Consider the following 18129-nt stretch of genomic DNA (forward strand, 5'->3'; position numbering starts at 1 on the left):
AATCGCCTTGTGCGGCGTCCGGTGGCGGGGCCTCGGTGCGGTCGGGTTCGATCTCGGGGAGCTCGACTGGGGAGGCTGCGCCGAGGAGCGCGGCCGGGCGAAGGACTTCGTGCTGGGGGTCGTCGATCTGGCCGCGCGGCGGCACCGCTGGGACGAGCTCGGCTACGAGCCGCCGTACGCGCAGACGTATCTGCGCCGGTTCCGGGAGATCGTCGCCGCCTTCGACCCGGCCGACGCGCGGCCGGTGCCGGGCGGGCTGCCCGCCGAGGGCGCCGCCGCCTGCTGCGTGCGGCACCGGGTGCTCAGCGCGCTGCCGCTGTGGGAGGGGTGCGTGTTCTGTCACCGGTGACGGCACAGGGGCCCGTTCGAAGAGCGCGGGGAGGACGCGCGTGCGGGCCGCCGCGGAGGGGGTGCGGCGGCCCGCGGTCGGGTCAGTCCCGGTCGATCCTCAGGAACGTGACCGAGTTCGCCGGGAAGGTGTACGTGAACTCCTCCGCGACCCCGGAGAAGGTCGAGGTCACCGGCGCGACGGGGGTGTCCGACTCGGTGTTCACGTCGTCCGGCTCGGCGGCCAGCGTGGTCACCCGGGCCCGCGAGGAGACGTCGTCGCGGCCGAGGTCGACGGTCGTGCGGGCGGGCGTGGACTGGGCGTTGACGACCTTGACGATCAGGTCGCCGGTGCGCTCGTCCTCGGTGACGACCTGGCGGAACGGCTCGGCCGGCTTGTCGTCGGTGAAGCTGCCCCACAGGGCGCCGTCGAGGTAGAGGCTCACCTGGCGGCCGCGCACCTCGACCTCGATGTCGTAGGTGCGGCCGGTCTCGATGGAGCCGGGCTTGGACAGCAGCGTCGACTTGGCGCCGTCCACGGCCTGCTCGACGGCGGACTGGGTGTTGTTCCAGCCGCCCAGGTTCCACCAGTAGTAGTTGCCGGTGTCCTTCACGCCGAAGGCGACGAGGAAGCCCTCCTTGCCGGACTTCTTGGTGGCCCTCACCTTCAGGTCGTAGTCCCGCCAGGCCGGGTCCCCGGCCGTGACCAGGGTGTTCTCGGCGGCCTCGTCGGTCTGGACGTAGGCGCCGTTCTGGACGCTCCAGCTGCCGCTGCCGCTGTGCGCCCACTGCGAGGCGTCACCGGAGAAGTCGTCGCCGAACAGCGCCCTGCCGTCCGCCGAGGTCACCGTCACATCGTCGTACGCCGCGCTGGTGGCCCAGGTGGAGAGGCCGATCGCGCCGGTGATCGGGCCGCTGACGTCCGGGGTGCCGGTCGCGGTGGAGGGGACGACGCGGTCGCCGACGTTGTTCATGAACAGCTTCTGGACCTCGTAGCTCGCGGAGTTCCAGGAGGCGTGGTTGTTGAACCAGATCATGTCCGGGCGCCACTGGACGTAGTCCTCGTTGGCGAGCAGCGGGGCGTAGCTGGCGAGCTTGACGACGTCCGCGTTGCGCTCCAGGCCGGTCATGAACGCGGCTTCGGCGAGGGCGTTCTTGAAGGCGTTGCCCTGGGAGGCGTACTCGCCGAGGAAGACCTTGGGGCCCTGGCGGTCGTAGCCGTCGTAGCGGTCGTTGTTCTGCAGGAACCACTGGGGGCTGTTGTAGTAGTGCTCGTCGACCATGTCGACGTTCGCCTCGCGGTTCAGCTTCCAGAGGCTGTCGAAGGTGGCGCCGGTGTCGTCGGGGCCGGAGTTGGAGATGACGGTGATCTCCGGGTGCTTCGCCTCGATGGCGGCGCGGAACCTCTGGAAGTGGGCGAAGAACTGGGCGGGCAGGTTCTCCTCGTTGCCGACGCCTATGTGGGTGAGGTGGAAGGGCTTGGGGTGGCCCATCCGGGCCCGCACCTTGCCCCAGGTCGAGGTCGCCGGGCCGTTGGCGAACTCGATGAGGTCCAGGGTGTCCTGGATGTGCCGCCGCAGGAGGGCCTCGTCGTTCGTGGCGCGGTTCTGGCCGCAGCCGGTGACCAGGGCCGGCACGACGGGCAGGGGCATCGCGCCGATGTCCTCGGCGAAGCGGAAGTACTCGTAGTAGCCGAGGCCGTAGGACTGGTTGTAGCCCCAGAAGTTGGCGTTGGTGGCACGCTGCTCGACCGGGCCGACGGTGTCCTTCCACTGGTAGCTGCGCCTGCGCTGCCAGCCGGATGCCTCGCTGTAGTCCTGCATGGAGCCGGTGTTGACCAGGCAGCCGCCGGGGAAGCGGACGAAGCCGGGCTTGAGGGCCGCGATCTTCTCGGCGAGGTCCTTGCGCAGGCCGTTGGGCTGGTTCTTGTACGTCTCCCGCGGGAACAGGGAGACCATGTCCAGGGCGGCGGCGCCCGACGAGGTCACGGCGAGGCGGCCGCGGGAGCTGGTGCGGGCCGCGGTGAAGGTGGCGGTGTACTTCCTCCAGCCGCCGGAGACGGCCACCTGGCGGGCCGTCGTGAGCGGGCCGGCGGCGTCCCGGAGGGCGACGGTGAGGGTGGTGCCGGCCTCGGCCCGCGCCCAGACCGAGAAGTCGTACCGCTTGCCCTGCTCGACCCGGACGCCGGTGTTGTAGCCGGCGTTCGTGACGGTGGAACCGGCGCCCAGGGAGAGGTAGTTGCGGTTGCGCTCGTTCAGCCGGCCGGTGTCGTCGACGACCCGGGCCGTGCCGTCCACCGCCCAGGAGGTGAGCGGGGTGTAGGAGCCGTTGTCGGCGGTGGAGTACTCGAAGGAGCGGTTCTGCACGAGCTCGGCGTACAGGCCGCCGTCGGCGGCGCGGTTGATGTCCTCGAAGAAGACGCCGTACATCGTGTCGTCGATCGTCGCGCCCCGGGCGTCGGGGTTCACCGTGATCCGGTAGTCGGTGACCGCCTCGGCGTGCGCGGGGGCGGGGACGGCGACGGCGGTGGCCGCCAGGACGGCACCGGCGGTGAGACCGAATCTCCGGCGGATCCGGGGGGTGCGGGGTGTGCGGGTGGTGCGGGTGGTGCGTGACATGGATACTCCGCGGCTCTGCGCCCCCTTGCTGGGGCGATTCTGTCGTTCGAAATATCGGACATTGATCAGCAATTCGAACGGCAAGATAGGGAGGGGGCGATGAGGCGTCAATGGGTCGCGCAACGACGACCGGGACGGAGGGCGGGGCGAGATGGTCGAGTTCCGGCCAGTGCCCGATGTGCTCGCCTATCTGGCGGGCAGCTGGGAGGTGGCGCGGGTGGTGCGCGATCTCGCGGACGGCACCGAGGGCACCTTCCGCGGGACCACCGCTTTCACGCCACTGGACGGCGGGGGGCTGCTGCACCGGGAGGCGGGTGGGTTCACCTGGCGCGGGGTCACCCGGCCCGCCGAGCGGACCCTGCGGTTCCTGCCGGGCGCGGAGACCGGCACGGCGGACGTACGGTTCGCCGACGGGCGGCCCTTCCACGACCTGGACCTGAGGTCGGGGCGGCATGTCACCGACCACCCCTGCTCGGCCGACCTCTACCGCGGCGAGTTCACCGTCGCGGACGCCGACCGCTGGCGGACGGTGTGGCGGGTGGGCGGCCCTGCCAAGGATCTGCTGCTGGTCACGGACTACACCCGTCGGGCGCCCAAGGGCGCCTAGGCCGTGTCCGCAAAGTCCCGTCGTCCGCCCGGAGGGCGGGCCCCGCGGCGTCTGGTGCGTGCTCTCGGCGTGCCGGGTGGAAGCCCTCGTACTGGACGTACTTGGGCTTTCTCCCGGTGCGGCGAGAGCGCGTGCCAGGCGTCGCGGGGCAGGCTGGACTTTGCGGACACGGCCTAGGGCCTGTCTTCCGGACCGTGCCGGCGTCGAAGCAGGGCGCTAGGCCGCCGCGGCCATGTCGAAGCGCAGGTTCCAGCGGCCTCGGTGGCCGGCGAGCGTGGTCGTGGACAGGGGGCGGACGTCGAGGTTCCAGTAGGTCGCGGGCGGCGCCTTCAGGGCGTAGACCAGGGCGGCGCGGATCACCGAGGGCTCGGCCACGGCGACGATCCGGCAGCCGTCCTCGACGGGGCGGGTGTCCAGCCAGCCGCCGACGCGGGAGATGAACGCCAGCAGCGACTCCCCGCCGTGCGGGGTGCAGCGCGGGTCGGCGAGCCAGGCGTCCACCGCGCCCGGCTCACGAGCCATCGCCTCGGCCAGGGTCAGCCCGTTCCAGCGGCCCATGTCGCAGTCGCGCAGGGCGAGCTGGACCAGCGGCGCGTAGCCGAGGGCGTCACCGGTCGCGCGGCTGCGCGGGGTGGGCGAGCAGTAGCGCAGGTCGGCGGCGGCGAGCGGCAGCAGACCGCCGGCCACGTGCTGGACCTCGTCCCAGCCCGCCTGGTCCAGCGGCCGGTCGTCCTGGAAGCGCTCCGCGAGCAGCGCCGAGCTGCGCGCGGCCGCGACAAAGGTGACCCGAAGTGCCATGCGGGGATGGTGAGCCCGGAGACTGCGCAGGTCAAGAGGTGTTACCTCCGAGTTGTCCCGGGCGCGCCCGGTTTCACCCGCCGAATTCGAGCGCCATCCACTGCTCCGGCCGCTCCAGCGGCGCGAACCCGGCCTTGGCGTACATCCCCTGGGCGTCGTGCGTGGCGAGCAGGATGCGGCGCACTCCGTGCGGCCGCAGCTCTTCGCGTACGGCCCCGGCGAGCGCCGTTCCGATGCCCTTGCCGCGCGCCGACGGGTCCACGTACACATCGCACAGCCAGGCGAAGGTGGTCCGATCGGTGATGACCCGGGCGTAGGCGACCTGGTCCCCCGAAACCATGTCGTACACCCCGAAGTTGAGCGACCCCGCGATCGCCCGGTCCTGCTTCTCGCGGGACCGTCCGAGCGCCCAGTACGTGTCGGTGGACAGCCACCGGTGCACGCGCTCGGCGTCGATGCGGCCGGGGTCGGTGGAGATCTCGTAGCCGTCGGGGAGGCCGGTGGTGTCGGTCATGCGGGGATCCTCACAGGGGGGTGTGGCTGCGGTCGAACGGGTTTCTGTGCGGGGGCGGTTCGGCGCGCGATGAGTACCCACTGCGGCGGGAACGGCTCACAGCCGTCGCGGCGGGAGCGGTCCGCCGCCGCTGCGGCGGGAGCGGTCCGTCGCCGTCACCGCGGGGGGCTGTCGCCGCCACCGTCGGGAGGTCTGTCGCCGCCACCGCGGGGGTCTGTCGCCGCTGGCCCGCGGGGGTCCGCAGCTGGCACCGCGGGGGGGGGGCGGTCCCTCGCCGTCGCAAGGGCCCCTCGCCGTCGCGGAGGCCCCTCGCCGTCGCGGGGGGCGGTCCCTCGCCATCGCGGGGGGCGGGTCCCTCACCGTCACGGGGGTGGGCGGTCCCTCGCCAGCGCGCGGGGCAGGTCCCTCGCCGTCACGGGGGGCAGGTCCCTCGCCAGCGCGCGCGGGGGGTCCCTCGCCGTCGGGGGGCGTCCGCAGCCGTCGCCGCGGGTGCGGCCCTCGCCCGCTTCGCCCGCGGTCCGTCGACGGCCTCAGCGCGGGAGCAGTTCCTCGCAGGCCGCCCTCAGTCGTCGTACGCCCTCGGCGATCTCGCCCGTGCCGGCGACCGCGGCGAAGCTGAGGCGGAGGTGGCCGGCGGGGGGCTCGGCGCAGAAGTAGGGGCGGCCGGGGGTGAGGGCGACGCCGGCGCGGGCACCGGCGGCGGGGAGGGCCGACTCGTCGAGGCCGTCGGGCAGGCGGACCCAGAGCTGGTAGCCGCCGGAGGGGATGTGCGGCAGCTCCAGTGCCGGCAGCTCCCGCCGCAGGGCCGAGACCATCGCGTCACGGCGGGCGCGCAGCTGTCCGCCGAGGGCGCGCAGATGGCGGGGCCAGGCCGGGGAGCCGACCAGCTCCAGGGCCGCCTCCTGGAGCGGCCGGGGCACGAAGAAGGTGTCCACGACCTGGATGGCCCGCAGCCGCTCCAGCACCGGCCCGCGGGCGACCAGCGCGCTGACCCGGAAGCTCGGGGAGGTGGCCTTGGTGAGCGAGCCGACGTGCACGACCACCCCGTCGGGGTCGTCGGCGATCAGCGGGCGCGGCAGCACCCCGGCGTCCTCGTGCGCGAGCCGCCGGACGAAGTCGTCCTCGACGACGAAGGCACCGGCCTCCCGCGCGATGCGCAGCACCTCGCCGCGCCGCTCGGGGGCGAGGACGGCGCCGGTGGGGTTCTGGAACAGCGGCTGGCAGACGAAGACGCGGGCGCCGGTGGCCTTGAAGGCGTCCGCCAGCAGTGGGGGACGGACCCCGTCGGCGTCGACCGGGACGGGGACCGGGCGCAGTCCGGCCGCGCGGGCGATGGCCAGCATGCCGGGGTAGGTCGGGGACTCGACCAGGACGGGTGCGCCGGGCGGGGCCACCGCGCGCAGGGCGGTGGTGAGCGCCGACTGGCCGCCGGCGGTGACGAGCACCTCGGCGGCGCTGACGGTGTCGCCGAGGCCGCGCGCGAACCACTCGCGCAGTTCGGGCAGCCCCTCCAGCGGCGGGCGCCCCCACGCACCGGGGCGGCGCCCGGCGCGGGACAGCGCCGCGGCCATCGCCTTCTCCGGTTGGAGTGACGGGTGCAGATAGCCGCCGTTGAACTCGATCACGCCGGGCGGCGGGGCGGCGAGCGAGACGGTCACCCCGGAGGCGTCCACGGTGCGCGGTACGAGGTCGGCGGCGCCGTCGGCGCTGAGGGCGACCTCCTGCCAGGAGGTGTCCCCGGCCGCGACGGGCGTCCGGCGCGGCTGCGCCCGGAACGCCCCGGCGCCGGGCCGGGTCACCACCAGCCCCTCCGCGGCGAGCTGGGCCAGTGCCCGCGACACGGTCACCGGGCTGACCCGGAACCGCTCGACGAGAGCCCGGCTGGAGGGCAGCTTCTCACCCGGAGAGTAGCGGTTGAGCTCGCTCCGCAGGCTGTTCGCCAGTTCACCGACACTGCTACGCTCATGCATGAGAGCACAGAGTAGCGCTATCGCCCCGACTCGGATAGCAGTCGACGCCCCCGAGGCCCCCCAGCGGTCCGCCTCCTTCGGCATCGCGCAGGCCGCCCTCGGTGTCACCGCCTTCTCGCTGACCTTCCCCGCCACCGCCTGGGGCCTGGAGGGCTTCGGCCCCTGGTCACTGGTCGCGGTGCGCAGTGTCCTGGCCGCGCTCATCGCGGGCGGCTGTCTGCTCGCCCTGCGGGTGCCGCTGCCCGCGCGGGCGCACTGGGCCGGGCTCGCGGTCGTCGGGGGCGGAGTCGTCGTCGGGTTCCCGCTGCTGACCACGCTGGCGCTGCAGACCTCCACCACCGCGCACGCGGCCGTGGTGGTCGGGCTGCTGCCGCTGACCACCGCCGCGCTGTCCGCGCTGCGCATGGGCAACCGTCCCTCACGGACCTTCTGGCTGGCGGCGCTCGCCGGCGCGGCCGCGGTCGTGGCGTTTACCGTGCAGCAGAGCGGCGGCGCCCTCACCGGCGCCGACCTGTATCTCTTCGCCGCGCTGCTGGTGTGCGCGGCCGGCTACACCGAGGGCGGCCGGCTGGCCCGCGTGATGCCGGGCTGGCAGGTCATCGGCTGGGCGCTGGTGCTGTGCGCGCCGCTCGGCGCGATCGGGGCGGCGGTGGCGCTGTCGCAGGAGCCGGTGCAGCTCACCGGGCACAGCGTCGCCGGACTGCTGTGGGTCGCGGCGGGCTCGCAGTTCCTCGGTCTGGTGGTCTGGTACCGGGGCATGGCGGTCATCGGCATCCCCAAGGCGAGCCAGTTGCAGTTGGCCCAGCCGCTGCTCACACTGGTGTGGTCGGTGCTGCTGCTGGGCGAGCACCTGACCGTGGCCGCCCCGCTGACGGCCGCGGCGGTGCTGGTGTGCATCGCCGTCACCCAACGGGCGCGCGGCTGAGCGGACCGTACGACCCGCTTCGTCCGCGCGTCCGACGCCGTGGACCCAGGGCCACGGACCGCTGCTCCGCACAGGGTGAGGAGGCCCCAGATGCGTGCAACCGTGGGCGACCAGCTTGTCCAGCACGGCAGGGTGGTCGGACAGCACGACAAGGTCGGCGAGATCGTCGAAGTGATGGGCCAGCAGGGCAATCCCCCCTACCGCGTCCGCTTCGAGGACGGTCACGAGGGCATCTGCTCGCCGGGCCCCGACACGGAGATCCGGCACAAGAACCCGATGCCCGGAGAGTGACCCGCCGGGCACCGGCCGGGCCGACTCAGCGCGGGGGCACCGCGGGTCCCGTGTAGTGGTCGGCGATCACCCGCGCCATCGCCCCGCTGCGGTCGACGGCGACCTCCGTGGCCGAGAAGAAGACGTGCCCGCGCACCTCGGCGTGGTCCTTGGCCAGGGTGAGGTGCCGGGACAGCTCCGCCGGGTCCTGCCAGGGCTCCGGCTGCTCCGGGTTCCCCGCCTTGTACAGCGCCTCCCCCACATAGAGCCGGGTTCCGGTGCCGCGGGCGACCTCCGCCCACCAGGGCACCAGGTCGGCGTAGTCGGCGGAGCCGTGGCCGATGTTCCAGTACAGCTGCGGGCAGATGTAGTCGACCCAGTTCTCGCGGACCCAGCGCCGGGTGTCCGCGTAGAGGTCGTCGTACGCCTGGAGGGCCCGGGTGGGCGAGCCGAGCGGGTCGGTGCCGCGGTTGCGCCAGACGCCGAAGGGGCTGATGCCGAAGCCGGCGGTGGGCCGGACCTTCTTGATCCGGGTCGCCATGCCGTGCACCAGACGGTCGATGTTGTCGCGCCGCCAGTCGGCACGGCTTGCGAAGGCGCCGCCGTGGGCGTCGAAGGCGCGGTCGTCGTCGAAGGTCTGGCCGGCGACGGGATAGGGGTAGAAGTAGTCGTCGAAGTGGACCGCGTCGACCGGGTAGCGGCGGACGGCGTCGAGCATGGCGGTCTGCACGAAGGTGCGGACCTCGGGCAGGCCGGGGTTGTAGTACAGCTTGCCGCCGTAGGGGACGACCCAGTCGGGATGGCGGCGGGCCGGGTGGGAGGCCGTGAGCCTGGTGGGGTCGGTGTGGAGGGCGACCCGCAGCGGGTTGCACCAGGCGTGCAGTTCCAGGCCGCGCGCGTGGGCCTCCCGCACGGCCGTGCCCAACGGGTCCCAGCCGGGGTCGCGGCCCTGCACGCCGGTCAGGCACTGCGACCAGGGCTCGTAGGGGGAGGGCCACAGGGCGTCGGCGGCGGGCCGCACCTGGAAGATCACCGTGTTCAGGCGCTGCTCCGCGGCCCGGTCCAGGAGTGCGAGCAGTTCGGCGCGCTGCCGGGCGGCGGACAGCCCCGGCCGGGACGGCCAGTCCCGGTTGCCGATGGTCGCCAGCCACATGCCCCGCATCTCGGCGGCCGCCCGCGGCCGCGGTGACCGGCCCCGCGCACCGCCCGTCGCCGCGGACCGCGCCCCCGCCCCGGCCGCACCGGGGGCCGCCTCTTCCGCACCGGGGGCCGCCCCGGCCTCGCCGGCCGTCAGCAGCGTCGACAGGGCCGCCGTCGCGAACGCGCGCCGTGACATACGCCCCATGGGCACACACCCCCTACGCCTCAGATCCGCTCGGGTACGGATCGTCCCGGCGGCCAGCATGCCCGACCCCGGCGATCGATCATCGATACTTGGGGGTAACGTGCCACGAACGGAGCAGGGGCGGGGACACCGCCGGCCTGCCACAGCCACAAGCAGCGAAAGGGACGATGTGACAGACATCGAGCGCGTCGGAGTGGTGGGCTGCGGTCAGATGGGCGCGGGCATCGCCGAGGTGTGCGCCCGCGCGGGACTGGACGTCAAGGTCGCCGAGACCACCGGCGAGGCCCTGGAGATCGGCCGCACCCGGCTGTTCAACTCCCTGGCGAAGGCGGCCGAGCGCGGCAAGATCACGGAGGAGGAGCGGGACGCCACCATGGCGCGCCTGTCCTTCACCACCGACCTGGGCGAGTTCGCCGACCGCGATCTGGTGATCGAGGCCGTCGTGGAGAACGAGCAGGTCAAGACCGAGATCTTCCAGGTCCTCGACCAGGTCGTGACCCGCCCGGACGCCATCCTGGCCTCCAACACCTCCTCCATCCCGCTGGTGAAGCTGGCGGTCGCCACCTCGCGGCCCGACCAGGTCGTCGGCATCCACTTCTTCAACCCGGCCCCGGTGCAGAAGCTCGTCGAGCTGATCCCGGCGCTCACCACCTCCGAGGGCACCCTGGGGCGCGCCCAGCTGTTCGCCGAGAAGATGCTGGGCAAGCACGCCATCCGCGCCCAGGACCGCTCCGGCTTCGTGGTGAACGCGCTGCTCGTGCCGTATCTGCTGTCGGCGATCCGGATGTTCGAGTCGGGCATCGCCAGCCGTGAGGACATCGACAACGGCATGGAGTTCGGCTGCGCCCACCCCATGGGCCCGCTGAAGCTGTCCGACCTGATCGGTCTGGACACCATCGTCTCGATCGCGGACTCGATGTACGCCGAGTACAAGGAGCCGCTGTACGCCGCTCCCCCGCTGCTCCAGCGCATGGTCGACGCGGGCCGCCTCGGCCGTAAGACCGGCTCGGGCTTCTACACGTACGCCTGACCACGCTCGGTGACCGAAACGGGCCCGGCACTCTTCGGAGCGCCGGGCCCGCGGCATTCGCACACCGTGTGCGCGCCGGGCACGCATATGCCCCTCGCACACGCTTACCAGCCGTCCACCAGGCGAGTTGACTCTTGATGCGCATGCAAGGGATGTGCACCGACTACGGAAAGGAGCGGACACGTGACCGCCGATCCCGAGCATCCCGTGGTCCATGGGGAACTCGCAGAGTTACGACGCCGGCTCGATGTGGCCTACGCCAGGGTCGAGGGCGGGCTGACCCTGCTCACCCACCGCACCGAGGAGACCGCCAAGGAACTGGACGAGCTGCACTCGCGGCTCACCACGCTGGAGCACGCCCGCTGGCCGCTGCCCTCCCTCGCGGCGGTCACGGCCCTGGGCGCGCTCGTCGTGGCGATCTGGCAGGCGCTGGGGCGCTAGCCCTCCGCCAGGGGGCGGACGTCCTGCCCCAGCCTCAGGTGGTGCAATAACAGCAGTGCGGCCGCCATGTTGGCGGCCGGGACCTCGCCGCGGGCGACCATGTCCGGGACGAGTTTGAGCGGGACCCATTCCCTGCGGTCCGACTCGAAGTCGTCCACGGGGTGACCGATGTACTCGCCCTCGTCGGCCCAGTAGATGTGGTGCCGGGCGTCGGTGAGCCCGTTGGACGGCTCCACGCTCATCAGGTGGCGCAGGGGTCCCGGCCGCCAGCCGGTCTCCTCCTCCAGTTCCCGGGCCGCGGCCCGGGCGATGTCCTCGCCGTCCTCGACGACGCCCGCGGCCAGTTCCCACCCCCAGCTGTCGGTGATGAAGCGGTGGCGCCACAACAGGAGGACCTCATTGGCCTCGTTGACCACCGTGGCCACGGCGACGGGCCGCAGCCGGATCAGGAAGTGGTCGAGATGCCGGCCGTCCGGCAACGCGACATCCGCCAGATTGACGCTGAACCAGCGGTTTGAGTACACAACTTGTTCGTTCTGTTTCGTCCACTGCACGGTTCTGCCACCTTCCGCCGAGTAAGTGGCAATATCGCAGCAGGAGCGGTCCGGCAGCAGGCACAGGGACGAGCGTTCGCAGCGCGGCAGGGCGCACGGGGGCGAGCGGGAGCAGAGATCTACAGCGGTACGCGCAGGGCCCCGTCGATGAGTTCGGCGGCCTCCGACGTGCCCGCGCAGCCGCTGCTCACCAGGTGCTCGCGCACCGCGCGGAGTCTGTCGCGCAGCCGCTGCGACTCCATGCCCCGCGCCTGCTCGGCCATCTGCACCGCGGTGACCACCGCCTTGTCGGCGTTGCCCTGGCGCAGCTCGATCGTGCTCAGCATGGCGAGGCGGTGCACCCGGCCCCGGTCGTGCGCGGGGTTGTCCACCGCCGCCGCCGCGTGCTCGGCGGCCGCCTGGAGCTCACCGAGGCTCAGCAGCGCCTCCGCCACCTGGACGTTGACCAGGCCCGGCTGGACATAGCCGGTCTCGTCGGGCTCGTGACCGCGCCGGATCCGTTCGGCGGCCGCCTCCGCACGCCGGATGCAGGACAGCGCGCTCGTGCCGTCACCGAGGTGCGCGTACGCCTTCGCCTGCATCGCGTACAGGTCGGAGGCGAGGGCCGGCGTGATCTGCCTGCCCGCGGCGCGCAGCGCGGCCTCCGCGAAGGCGACGGCCTGCCGGTGCTCGCGCATGAACAGCGACTGGTTCACCAGCAGCGCGATCACATACGCGCCGAGTCCCCGGTCCCCGCTGGCCTTGGCGAGCCGGAGCGCCTGGTGGAAGTAGCGCTGGGCGAGGCCGTGCGCGTCCGAGTCGTACGCGCAGATCCCGGCGATCGCCACCAACCCGCCGGTCGCCCGGTGCAGTTGACGGCCCGTGGCGTCGGTGTAGCTGCCGCGCAGCAGCGGGGCCGCCTCGGCGTTCAGGAAGCCGACGATCCGGCTGCGGGTCGCCACCCCGCCGGCCTTGCGGTACATCTGCTCGTAGTGCGTACGGGCCGCCCGCAGCATCTCCAGGTCGGCCGGGGTGACCCGGTGCCGGCCGCCGCGCGAGACGTCCACGTCCTCGGGCGGGTTCTCCCACTCCCACACCGGCATCACCGCGGGCGTCCCGGTGACGGCGGGGGCGCCCAGGATGTGCGGGCGCTGCTGCTCGTCGGAGCGCCACAGGGCGGTGGCCCGCTCCACGAACCCCGACAGCGAGCCGGAGTGCGCGGAGGCGGGCCGGCCGGGGACGCCGAGTCCGATGTCGTCGAGGGTGACGGGGCGGTGCAGCCGGACCGCGAGCACCTCGCAGATCAGATCGGGGACCTGGCCGCGCGGGCGCTGGCCCTTCAGCCAGCGGGCCACGGCGGTGTGCTCGTAGCGCAGCGTCAGGCCGCGGGCGCGCCCGGCCTGGTTGACGTGCGCGGCCAGCCCGGCGTGCGAGATCCCCGCCTCGTCCAGGATCGCGTCGAGCAGTGTGTTGGGCTGCATGGGTGCCCCCCGGTCGGCTCGGTGCCGACAGCGTAGTGGGTTCGACTTCACACGGGGTGTGAACGGAGTGCGCGAATCCGCAGGGTGTGCGCGCTGTTGCGGAGAGTTTCCGGCCGGTTGACTGGGGTGCCTCGCAAGAGGCCGGCCGGGCCGCCGGCTCCCCCTCGTACAGTGCGGCGGCCCGCTTTCCGCCGTCCGCCCAGCCGCCTGCCCGACACTCCGTGGCTCGGCGGACGGCGACGCCGGCCCGCGGGACTACCGGTGGTTCGTCGGCTGGCGGTGCGTGGTCGCCTCCCGCACCGCGCCCCGCGCTTCCGGCGACGTGCACGGGGAGCCTGTGCGGTCGTTGCGCAGGACCAGCAGGGCGATGTCGTCCGTGGTCCTTCCGCCGGTGTGGTGCCTCAGGGAACGCAGGAGCGTGTGCAGGATCGCCTGGGGGCAGTTGCCGAGCAGGTCCGCCAGGGCTGCGCGCAGGTCGAAGAACCGGCCGTGGCCGTCGCGGGCGTCCTCCGCGCCGTCGGTGTAGAGGACCAGGGAGTGGCCCGGCAGGAGGGGCGCGCAGGGCAGCGGCGGGAGTTCCGGGGGCAGGGGGAAGGGGCCCAGGGGTGGCAGCGGGTCCGACCTGGACAGCGGGATGACGGCGTGCGCGGTGAGGCGGTACGGCCATGGGTGGCCGCAGTTGAGGGCGAGGAGCTCGCCGTCCCGGTGGATCTCCAGGAGCAGTAAGGTGACGAACTCCTCGGCGACCGGGCTGTCGGGGGGCGCGCCCGACGACGGGTGCTCGGCCCGTGCCCGTTCCCGCAGGTGCCGGGCCAGCGCGCGCTCCAAGCGGTGCAGCACCCGGCCGAGGTCGGGTTCGTCGTGGGCGGCCTCGCGGAAGCTGCCGAGCAGGGCGGCCACGGTTCCGATCGCGGCGATGCCATGGCCGCGGACGTCGCCCATGACCGCCCGTACGCCGTACTCGGTGGCGACGACCTCGTACAGGTCACCGCCCACGGTGGCGCCGCGGTCGGCGGAGAGCTGAGCGGCGGCGGTGTTCAGCCCGTCGATCCTCGGCGGCAGGGGCCTGAGCAGGGCGCTCTGCGCGGCCCGGGCGATCCGCCGCACCTGGCGCAGCTCACGCAGCAGGGCCTGCCGGACGTGGAGTATCAGCCCGGTGCCGACGGCGAAGAACACGGCACTGGTGGCGATCCGTGCCAGAAGCCCGTGCTGCTGCTCCAGTGGGCAGCAGAGCTTGTAGGTGATCGCCACGGCGCCCCACACCGTGGGCGGCCCCAGCACCCGGGCCCCGCGCAGCGGCCGCCTGATGCGGATCATGTCGTTGGCCCCCCCTCCAGGCCCTGACAGCACAGATCGACCGGCCCCGAAAGGCCGGTCCGATTCTGTCGACGTCATGGCTCAGAAGGGCCATTCACCCAGTTTTGTCACTCATATGAGTGACGTGACCTCTGGGTGGCGGGGGTGTGGGGAACCGCGCGACCCGCCAGGCGCTCCGCGCACCCGGCAGACCGCGCGGCCCCCACGGCGATCAGCCGCGCAGAACGGCCCCGGTCCGCTCCCCCGCGAGGGCCACCGCGGCATCGCGGGCCGCCGACGCCTCGTCCACCGTCAGCGTCCGGTCACCGGCGCGGAAGCGGAGCGCGTACGCGAGGGACTTGCGCCCCTCACCGAGCTGCTCGGCGTTCTCGTACACGTCGAACAGCCGAATGGCCTCCAGCAGGGGACCCGCACCCTCGCGCAGCGCGGCCTCGACCTCGGCGGCCGGCACCGGCTTGTCGACGACGAGCGCGACATCCTGCGTGGCGACGGGGAACGTGGAGATGCCGGGCGCCTGCGGCACCCCGTCCCCGACCCGCTCCAGCGCGTCCAGGTCCAGCTCCATCGCACACGTCCGCGCGGGCAGACCGAACGCCTTCACCACACGCGGGTGCAGCTCACCGGCGTGACCGACGACGACCTCGGCACCGTCGAGCACGACCGCGAACTCGGCGCAGCGGCCCGGGTGCCACGGCCCGTACGCGCCCTTGCGGACGATGAGCTCGGCACCGGCCTCACGCGCCACCAGGCGCCCCGCCTCGATCGCGTCGGCCCAGTCGGCCGGGCGGCCCTTGCCCCACCAGCCGGCCTGCTCACGGGCGCCCGCGAGCACGGCGGCGACATGGCGCGGCTGCTCGGGCAGCGCGGCGTCGAGCGCGGCGATCTCCGCGTCCGTGGGACGGCGGTCGACCGGCAGATGACCGGCCGCGCGCTGCTCCCGGCGCGGCTGGAACACCAGCCCCGTCTCGAACAGGGCCAGGTCGTGCGAGCCCCGGCCGTCGTTGCGCCGCAGCGCACCGAGCAGGCCCGGCAGCAGCGACGTGCGGAGGGCGGGCTCCTCGTCGTTGAGCGGGTTGACCAGCTTCACGACGCGGCGGGCCGGGTCGTCGGCGTCCAGACCGAGCTGGTCGAAGACCTGCTCGCCGACGAACGGGTAGTTCGGCGCCTCGACGTAGCCGGCCCCGGCGAGGGCGCGGCCGACGCGGCGGTGCAGCCGCTGGCGGTGGGTGAGGCCGCGGCCGGACGGCGGCTTGGGCAGCGTGGAGGGCAGGTTCTCGTAGCCCTCCAGACGGATGACCTCCTCCGCCAGGTCGTTCTTCTCCATCAGGTCGGGCCGCCAGGACGGGACGGTGACGATCAGCTCGTCCTGCCCGTAGACGTCGCAGCCGATCTCCTGCAGGCGGCGGACCACGGTCTCGCGGCCGTAGTGCACGCCCGCCACCTTGTCCGGGTGGTCGGCCGGGAGGGCGATGGTGTGCGGCGCGGACGGGGCGAGCACCTCGGTGACGCCCGCGTCGGCGGTGCCGCCGGCGAGGAGGACCAGCAGGTCGACCGTGCGCTGGGCGGCGGCCGCCGCGGCGGCCGGGTCGACGCCGCGCTCGAAGCGCCGGGACGCCTCGGAGGACAGCTTGTGCCGGCGGGCGGTACGGGCGATGGCGACCGCGTCGAAGTGCGCGGCCTCGATCACCACGTCGGTGGTGGCGTTCTCCAGGTCGTCGTGGTCGGCGATCTCGGTGTTGGCGCCGCCCATGACACCGGCGAGGCCGATGGGCCCGCGCTCGTCCGTGATGACCAGGTCCTCGGCGTGCAGCTTCCGCTCGACGCCGTCGAGGGTGACGATCTTCTCGCCCTCGGCCGCGCGGCGTACTCCGATGGCGCCCTGGACCAGCTTGCGGTCGTAGGCGTGCAGCGGCTGGCCGAGCTCCATCATCACGTAGTTGGTGACGTCGACGGCGAGCGAGATCGGGCGCATGCCGACCTTCTGCAGCCGGCGCTGGAGCCAGATCGGGGAGCGCGCCTCGGGGGTGAGGCCGGAGACGGTCCGGGCGGTGAAGCGGTCGCAGCCGGCCGGGTCGGTGACCTGGACCGGGTAGCCGTAGGCGTTCGGGGCCGGTACGTCGAGCAGGGCCGGGTCGCGCAGCGGCAGACCGTAGGCGATGGCGGCCTCGCGGGCGACGCCGCGGATGGACAGGCAGTCGCCGCGGTTGGCGGTGACGGCGATGTCCAGCACCTCGTCGACCAGCTCGAGGAGCTCGACGGCGTCCTTGCCGACCTCGGTCTCCGGCGGCAGCACGATGATGCCCTTGGTGCCGTCGTCGCCCATGTTCAGCTCGTCGCTGGAGCAGATCATGCCGCGGGACATCCGGCCGTACGTCTTGCGCTCGGCGATCTGGAAGTCGCCGGGCAGCACGGCGCCGGGGAGGGCCACGACGACCTTGTCGCCGACCTGGAAGTTGCGGGCGCCGCAGATGATCTCCTGGGGCTCGCCGGTGCCGTTGGCCTGGCCGACGTCGACGGTGCAGAAGCGGATGGGCTTCTTGAACTCCGTCAGCTCCTCGATGGTGAGCACCTGGCCGACGGCCAGGGGGCCCTTGAGGTCGTGGCCGAGCTGCTCGACCGTCTCGACCTCCAGACCGGCCGAAATGAGCTTGGCCTGGACGTCACGGCCGGTCTCGGTGGCCGGCAGGTCGACGTACTCCCGCAGCCAAGAAAGCGGGACCCGCATCAGATCTCCATCCCGAAGGGCCGGGTGAACCGGATGTCACCCTCGACCATGTCTCGCATGTCTTCGACGTTGTGGCGGAACATCAGCATCCGCTCGATGCCGAACCCGAAGGCGAAGCCGCTGTACTTCTCCGGGTCGACGCCGCAGGCGGCCAGCACCCGCGGGTTGACCATGCCGCAGCCGCCGAGCTCGATCCAGCCCTCGGAGGAGCAGGTGCGGCAGGGGCGGTCGGGGTTGCCGACGGACTCGCCGCGGCAGACGTAGCACACCATGTCCATCTCGGCGGACGGCTCGGTGAACGGGAAGAAGTTCGGCCGCAGCCGGGTCTTCATGCCCTCGCCGAACAGCGACTGGACCATGTGGTCCAGGGTGCCCTTGAGGTCCGCCATGGTCAGGCCCTCGTCCACGGCCAGCAGCTCGACCTGGTGGAAGACCGGGGTGTGGGTGGCGTCCAGCTCGTCGGTGCGGTAGACGCGGCCGGGGCAGATCACATAGACCGGCAGCTCGCGGTCGAGCAGGGAGCGGATCTGCACGGGCGAGGTGTGGGTGCGCAGCACGACACCGGAGTCGGCGGTGCCGTCCGGGCCCTCGACGAAGAAGGTGTCGGCCTCACCGCGCGCCGGGTGGTCCGGGCCGATGTTCAGGGCGTCGAAGTTGAACCACTCGGCCTCGACCTGGGGGCCCTCGGCGACCTCGTAGCCCATGGCCACGAAGATGTCCTCGATGCGCTCCGAGAGCGTGGTGAGCGGGTGGCGGGCGCCGGCCGGGACACGGTCGTACGGCAGCGTGACGTCGACGTCCTCCTCGACGAGCACGCGCGCGTCGCGCTCCGCCTCCAGCTCGGCCTGACGGGCGGCGAGGCCCTTGTTGACGGCGCCGCGGGCCTGGCCGACCAGCTTTCCGGCGGCGGCCTTGGCGTGCGGGGGCAGGGCGCCGATCTCGCGGTTGGCGAGGGCCAGCGGGGAGGTGCCGCCGGTGTGGGCGACCTTCGCCTCCTGGAGCGCGTCGAGGGAGTCCGCGGCGGCGAAGGCGGCGAGCGCCTCGTCCCGCATGCGCTCGATCTCTTCCGGTTTCAACGCCTCGACCTCGACAGGGTCGTACGACTTATTGGGTGCCGACATCTCTTCCCGTGCTTCCGATTGGCTGGCTGGAGGTCCCCGTACACCGACTCATGGACTGTGCGTCACGGTTTTCGGGACACAAAGGTGCCAAAGGCCGAGTCTAACGG

At 72.9% G+C, this 18129-nt stretch carries 16 protein-coding genes; 6 read left to right on the plus strand and 10 right to left on the minus strand.

What is annotated here, in order from left to right; all coding sequences use genetic code 11:
- Positions 1 to 7 precede the first annotated feature (7 nt).
- Complete coding sequence (locus ACSU6M_RS06310; RefSeq protein ID WP_437067763.1) at positions 8 to 349, plus strand: hypothetical protein; 342 nt, start codon at positions 8 to 10, stop codon at positions 347 to 349.
- An 82-nt stretch (positions 350 to 431) separates the two neighbouring features.
- Here ACSU6M_RS06310 and ACSU6M_RS06315 read toward each other — a convergent pair whose 3' ends face one another.
- The gene (locus ACSU6M_RS06315; protein WP_437067764.1) at positions 432 to 2945 is read right to left on the minus strand and encodes an alpha-L-arabinofuranosidase C-terminal domain-containing protein; all 2514 of its coding nucleotides are present in this window, start codon (positions 2943 to 2945) and stop codon (positions 432 to 434) included.
- Positions 2946 to 3096: 151 nt separating this feature from the next.
- Here ACSU6M_RS06315 and ACSU6M_RS06320 point away from each other — a divergent pair, with 151 nt between their 5' ends.
- Positions 3097 to 3552: a DUF6314 family protein gene (locus tag ACSU6M_RS06320; protein WP_437067766.1), complete on the plus strand. Its 456-nt coding sequence runs from the start codon at positions 3097 to 3099 to the stop codon at positions 3550 to 3552.
- 216 nt (positions 3553 to 3768) lie between these two features.
- Here the strand turns inward: ACSU6M_RS06320 and ACSU6M_RS06325 are convergent, their stop codons facing one another.
- The 3 genes from ACSU6M_RS06325 to ACSU6M_RS06335 all read right to left on the minus strand — a co-directional run bounded on the left by ACSU6M_RS06325 (position 3769) and on the right by ACSU6M_RS06335 (position 7038).
- Positions 3769 to 4350: a histidine phosphatase family protein gene (locus tag ACSU6M_RS06325; RefSeq protein WP_437067768.1), complete on the minus strand. Its 582-nt coding sequence runs from the start codon at positions 4348 to 4350 to the stop codon at positions 3769 to 3771.
- A 73-nt stretch (positions 4351 to 4423) separates the two neighbouring features.
- Positions 4424 to 4864 carry a GNAT family N-acetyltransferase gene (locus ACSU6M_RS06330; RefSeq protein ID WP_437067769.1) on the minus strand — a complete coding sequence of 147 codons (441 nt, stop codon included), beginning with the start codon at positions 4862 to 4864 and terminating at the stop codon, positions 4424 to 4426.
- 530 nt (positions 4865 to 5394) lie between these two features.
- Positions 5395 to 7038, minus strand: a complete 1644-nt coding sequence (locus ACSU6M_RS06335; protein ID WP_437067771.1) for a PLP-dependent aminotransferase family protein — start codon at positions 7036 to 7038, stop codon at positions 5395 to 5397.
- Between ACSU6M_RS06335 and ACSU6M_RS06340 the strand changes: the two genes are divergently transcribed.
- Both ACSU6M_RS06340 and ACSU6M_RS06345 read left to right on the plus strand, forming a co-directional pair.
- A complete protein-coding gene (locus tag ACSU6M_RS06340) occupies positions 6953 to 7759 on the plus strand; it encodes a DMT family transporter (protein ID WP_437075024.1) in 807 nt (268 codons plus the stop codon). The two genes, ACSU6M_RS06335 and ACSU6M_RS06340, sit on opposite strands and share 86 nt — an antisense overlap.
- 90 nt (positions 7760 to 7849) lie before the next feature.
- Positions 7850 to 8050 carry a DUF1918 domain-containing protein gene (locus tag ACSU6M_RS06345; RefSeq protein ID WP_437067772.1) on the plus strand — a complete coding sequence of 67 codons (201 nt, stop codon included), beginning with the start codon at positions 7850 to 7852 and terminating at the stop codon, positions 8048 to 8050.
- 25 nt (positions 8051 to 8075) lie between these two features.
- Here ACSU6M_RS06345 and ACSU6M_RS06350 read toward each other — a convergent pair whose 3' ends face one another.
- On the minus strand, positions 8076 to 9374 hold the full coding sequence (locus tag ACSU6M_RS06350; RefSeq protein ID WP_437067774.1) for a glycoside hydrolase family 10 protein: 1299 nt from the start codon (positions 9372 to 9374) through the stop codon (positions 8076 to 8078).
- A 169-nt stretch (positions 9375 to 9543) separates the two neighbouring features.
- Between ACSU6M_RS06350 and ACSU6M_RS06355 the strand changes: the two genes are divergently transcribed.
- Together ACSU6M_RS06355 and ACSU6M_RS06360 are read left to right on the plus strand one after the other, a co-directional pair.
- Positions 9544 to 10404 carry a 3-hydroxybutyryl-CoA dehydrogenase gene (locus ACSU6M_RS06355; protein ID WP_437067776.1) on the plus strand — a complete coding sequence of 287 codons (861 nt, stop codon included), beginning with the start codon at positions 9544 to 9546 and terminating at the stop codon, positions 10402 to 10404.
- 183 nt (positions 10405 to 10587) lie between these two features.
- Positions 10588 to 10845 carry a hypothetical protein gene (locus tag ACSU6M_RS06360; RefSeq protein ID WP_437067778.1) on the plus strand — a complete coding sequence of 86 codons (258 nt, stop codon included), beginning with the start codon at positions 10588 to 10590 and terminating at the stop codon, positions 10843 to 10845.
- Here ACSU6M_RS06360 and ACSU6M_RS06365 read toward each other — a convergent pair.
- The 5 genes from ACSU6M_RS06365 to pheS form a co-directional block, all read right to left on the minus strand.
- Positions 10842 to 11399 carry an NUDIX hydrolase gene (locus tag ACSU6M_RS06365; protein WP_437067780.1) on the minus strand — a complete coding sequence of 186 codons (558 nt, stop codon included), beginning with the start codon at positions 11397 to 11399 and terminating at the stop codon, positions 10842 to 10844. The genes ACSU6M_RS06360 and ACSU6M_RS06365 overlap by 4 nt on opposite strands.
- A gap of 119 nt (positions 11400 to 11518) precedes the next feature.
- Positions 11519 to 12859, minus strand: coding sequence for a transcriptional regulator (locus tag ACSU6M_RS06370; RefSeq protein WP_437067782.1), 1341 nt, complete (start codon positions 12857 to 12859; stop codon positions 11519 to 11521).
- A gap of 255 nt (positions 12860 to 13114) precedes the next feature.
- Positions 13115 to 14176, minus strand: coding sequence for a PP2C family protein-serine/threonine phosphatase (locus ACSU6M_RS06375; protein WP_437067783.1), 1062 nt, complete (start codon positions 14174 to 14176; stop codon positions 13115 to 13117).
- Between the two features lie 211 nt (positions 14177 to 14387).
- Positions 14388 to 16901, minus strand: a complete 2514-nt coding sequence (gene pheT, locus ACSU6M_RS06380) for a phenylalanine--tRNA ligase subunit beta (protein WP_437067785.1) — start codon at positions 16899 to 16901, stop codon at positions 14388 to 14390.
- A complete protein-coding gene (pheS, locus tag ACSU6M_RS06385; RefSeq protein WP_437067787.1) occupies positions 16901 to 18022 on the minus strand; it encodes a phenylalanine--tRNA ligase subunit alpha in 1122 nt (373 codons plus the stop codon). Before pheS ends, pheT begins: the two co-directional genes overlap by 1 nt.
- Positions 18023 to 18129 lie beyond the last annotated feature (107 nt).

Source organism: Streptomyces sp. enrichment culture (assembly GCF_964272895.1).
Taxonomy (GTDB): Bacteria; Actinomycetota; Actinomycetes; order Streptomycetales; family Streptomycetaceae; genus Streptomyces.

Excerpts from the sequence above, each read along its gene's own strand:
- ACSU6M_RS06315 (WP_437067764.1), bottom strand. The coding sequence starts at position 2,945 with ATGTCACGCACCACCCGCACCACCCGCACACCCCGCACCCCCCGGATC.
- ACSU6M_RS06320 (WP_437067766.1), top strand. The coding sequence starts at position 3,097 with ATGGTCGAGTTCCGGCCAGTGCCCGATGTGCTCGCCTATCTGGCGGGC.
- ACSU6M_RS06325 (WP_437067768.1), bottom strand. The coding sequence starts at position 4,350 with ATGGCACTTCGGGTCACCTTTGTCGCGGCCGCGCGCAGCTCGGCGCTG.
- ACSU6M_RS06330 (WP_437067769.1), bottom strand. The coding sequence starts at position 4,864 with ATGACCGACACCACCGGCCTCCCCGACGGCTACGAGATCTCCACCGAC.
- ACSU6M_RS06335 (WP_437067771.1), bottom strand. The coding sequence starts at position 7,038 with ATGAGCGCGGCCAGGACACTGCGCACCGCGACCAGTGACCAGGGGCCG.
- ACSU6M_RS06345 (WP_437067772.1), top strand. The coding sequence starts at position 7,850 with ATGCGTGCAACCGTGGGCGACCAGCTTGTCCAGCACGGCAGGGTGGTC.
- ACSU6M_RS06350 (WP_437067774.1), bottom strand. The coding sequence starts at position 9,374 with ATGGGGCGTATGTCACGGCGCGCGTTCGCGACGGCGGCCCTGTCGACG.
- ACSU6M_RS06370 (WP_437067782.1), bottom strand. The coding sequence starts at position 12,859 with ATGCAGCCCAACACACTGCTCGACGCGATCCTGGACGAGGCGGGGATC.
- ACSU6M_RS06375 (WP_437067783.1), bottom strand. The coding sequence starts at position 14,176 with ATGATCCGCATCAGGCGGCCGCTGCGCGGGGCCCGGGTGCTGGGGCCG.
- pheT (WP_437067785.1), bottom strand. The coding sequence starts at position 16,901 with ATGCGGGTCCCGCTTTCTTGGCTGCGGGAGTACGTCGACCTGCCGGCC.
- pheS (WP_437067787.1), bottom strand. The coding sequence starts at position 18,022 with ATGTCGGCACCCAATAAGTCGTACGACCCTGTCGAGGTCGAGGCGTTG.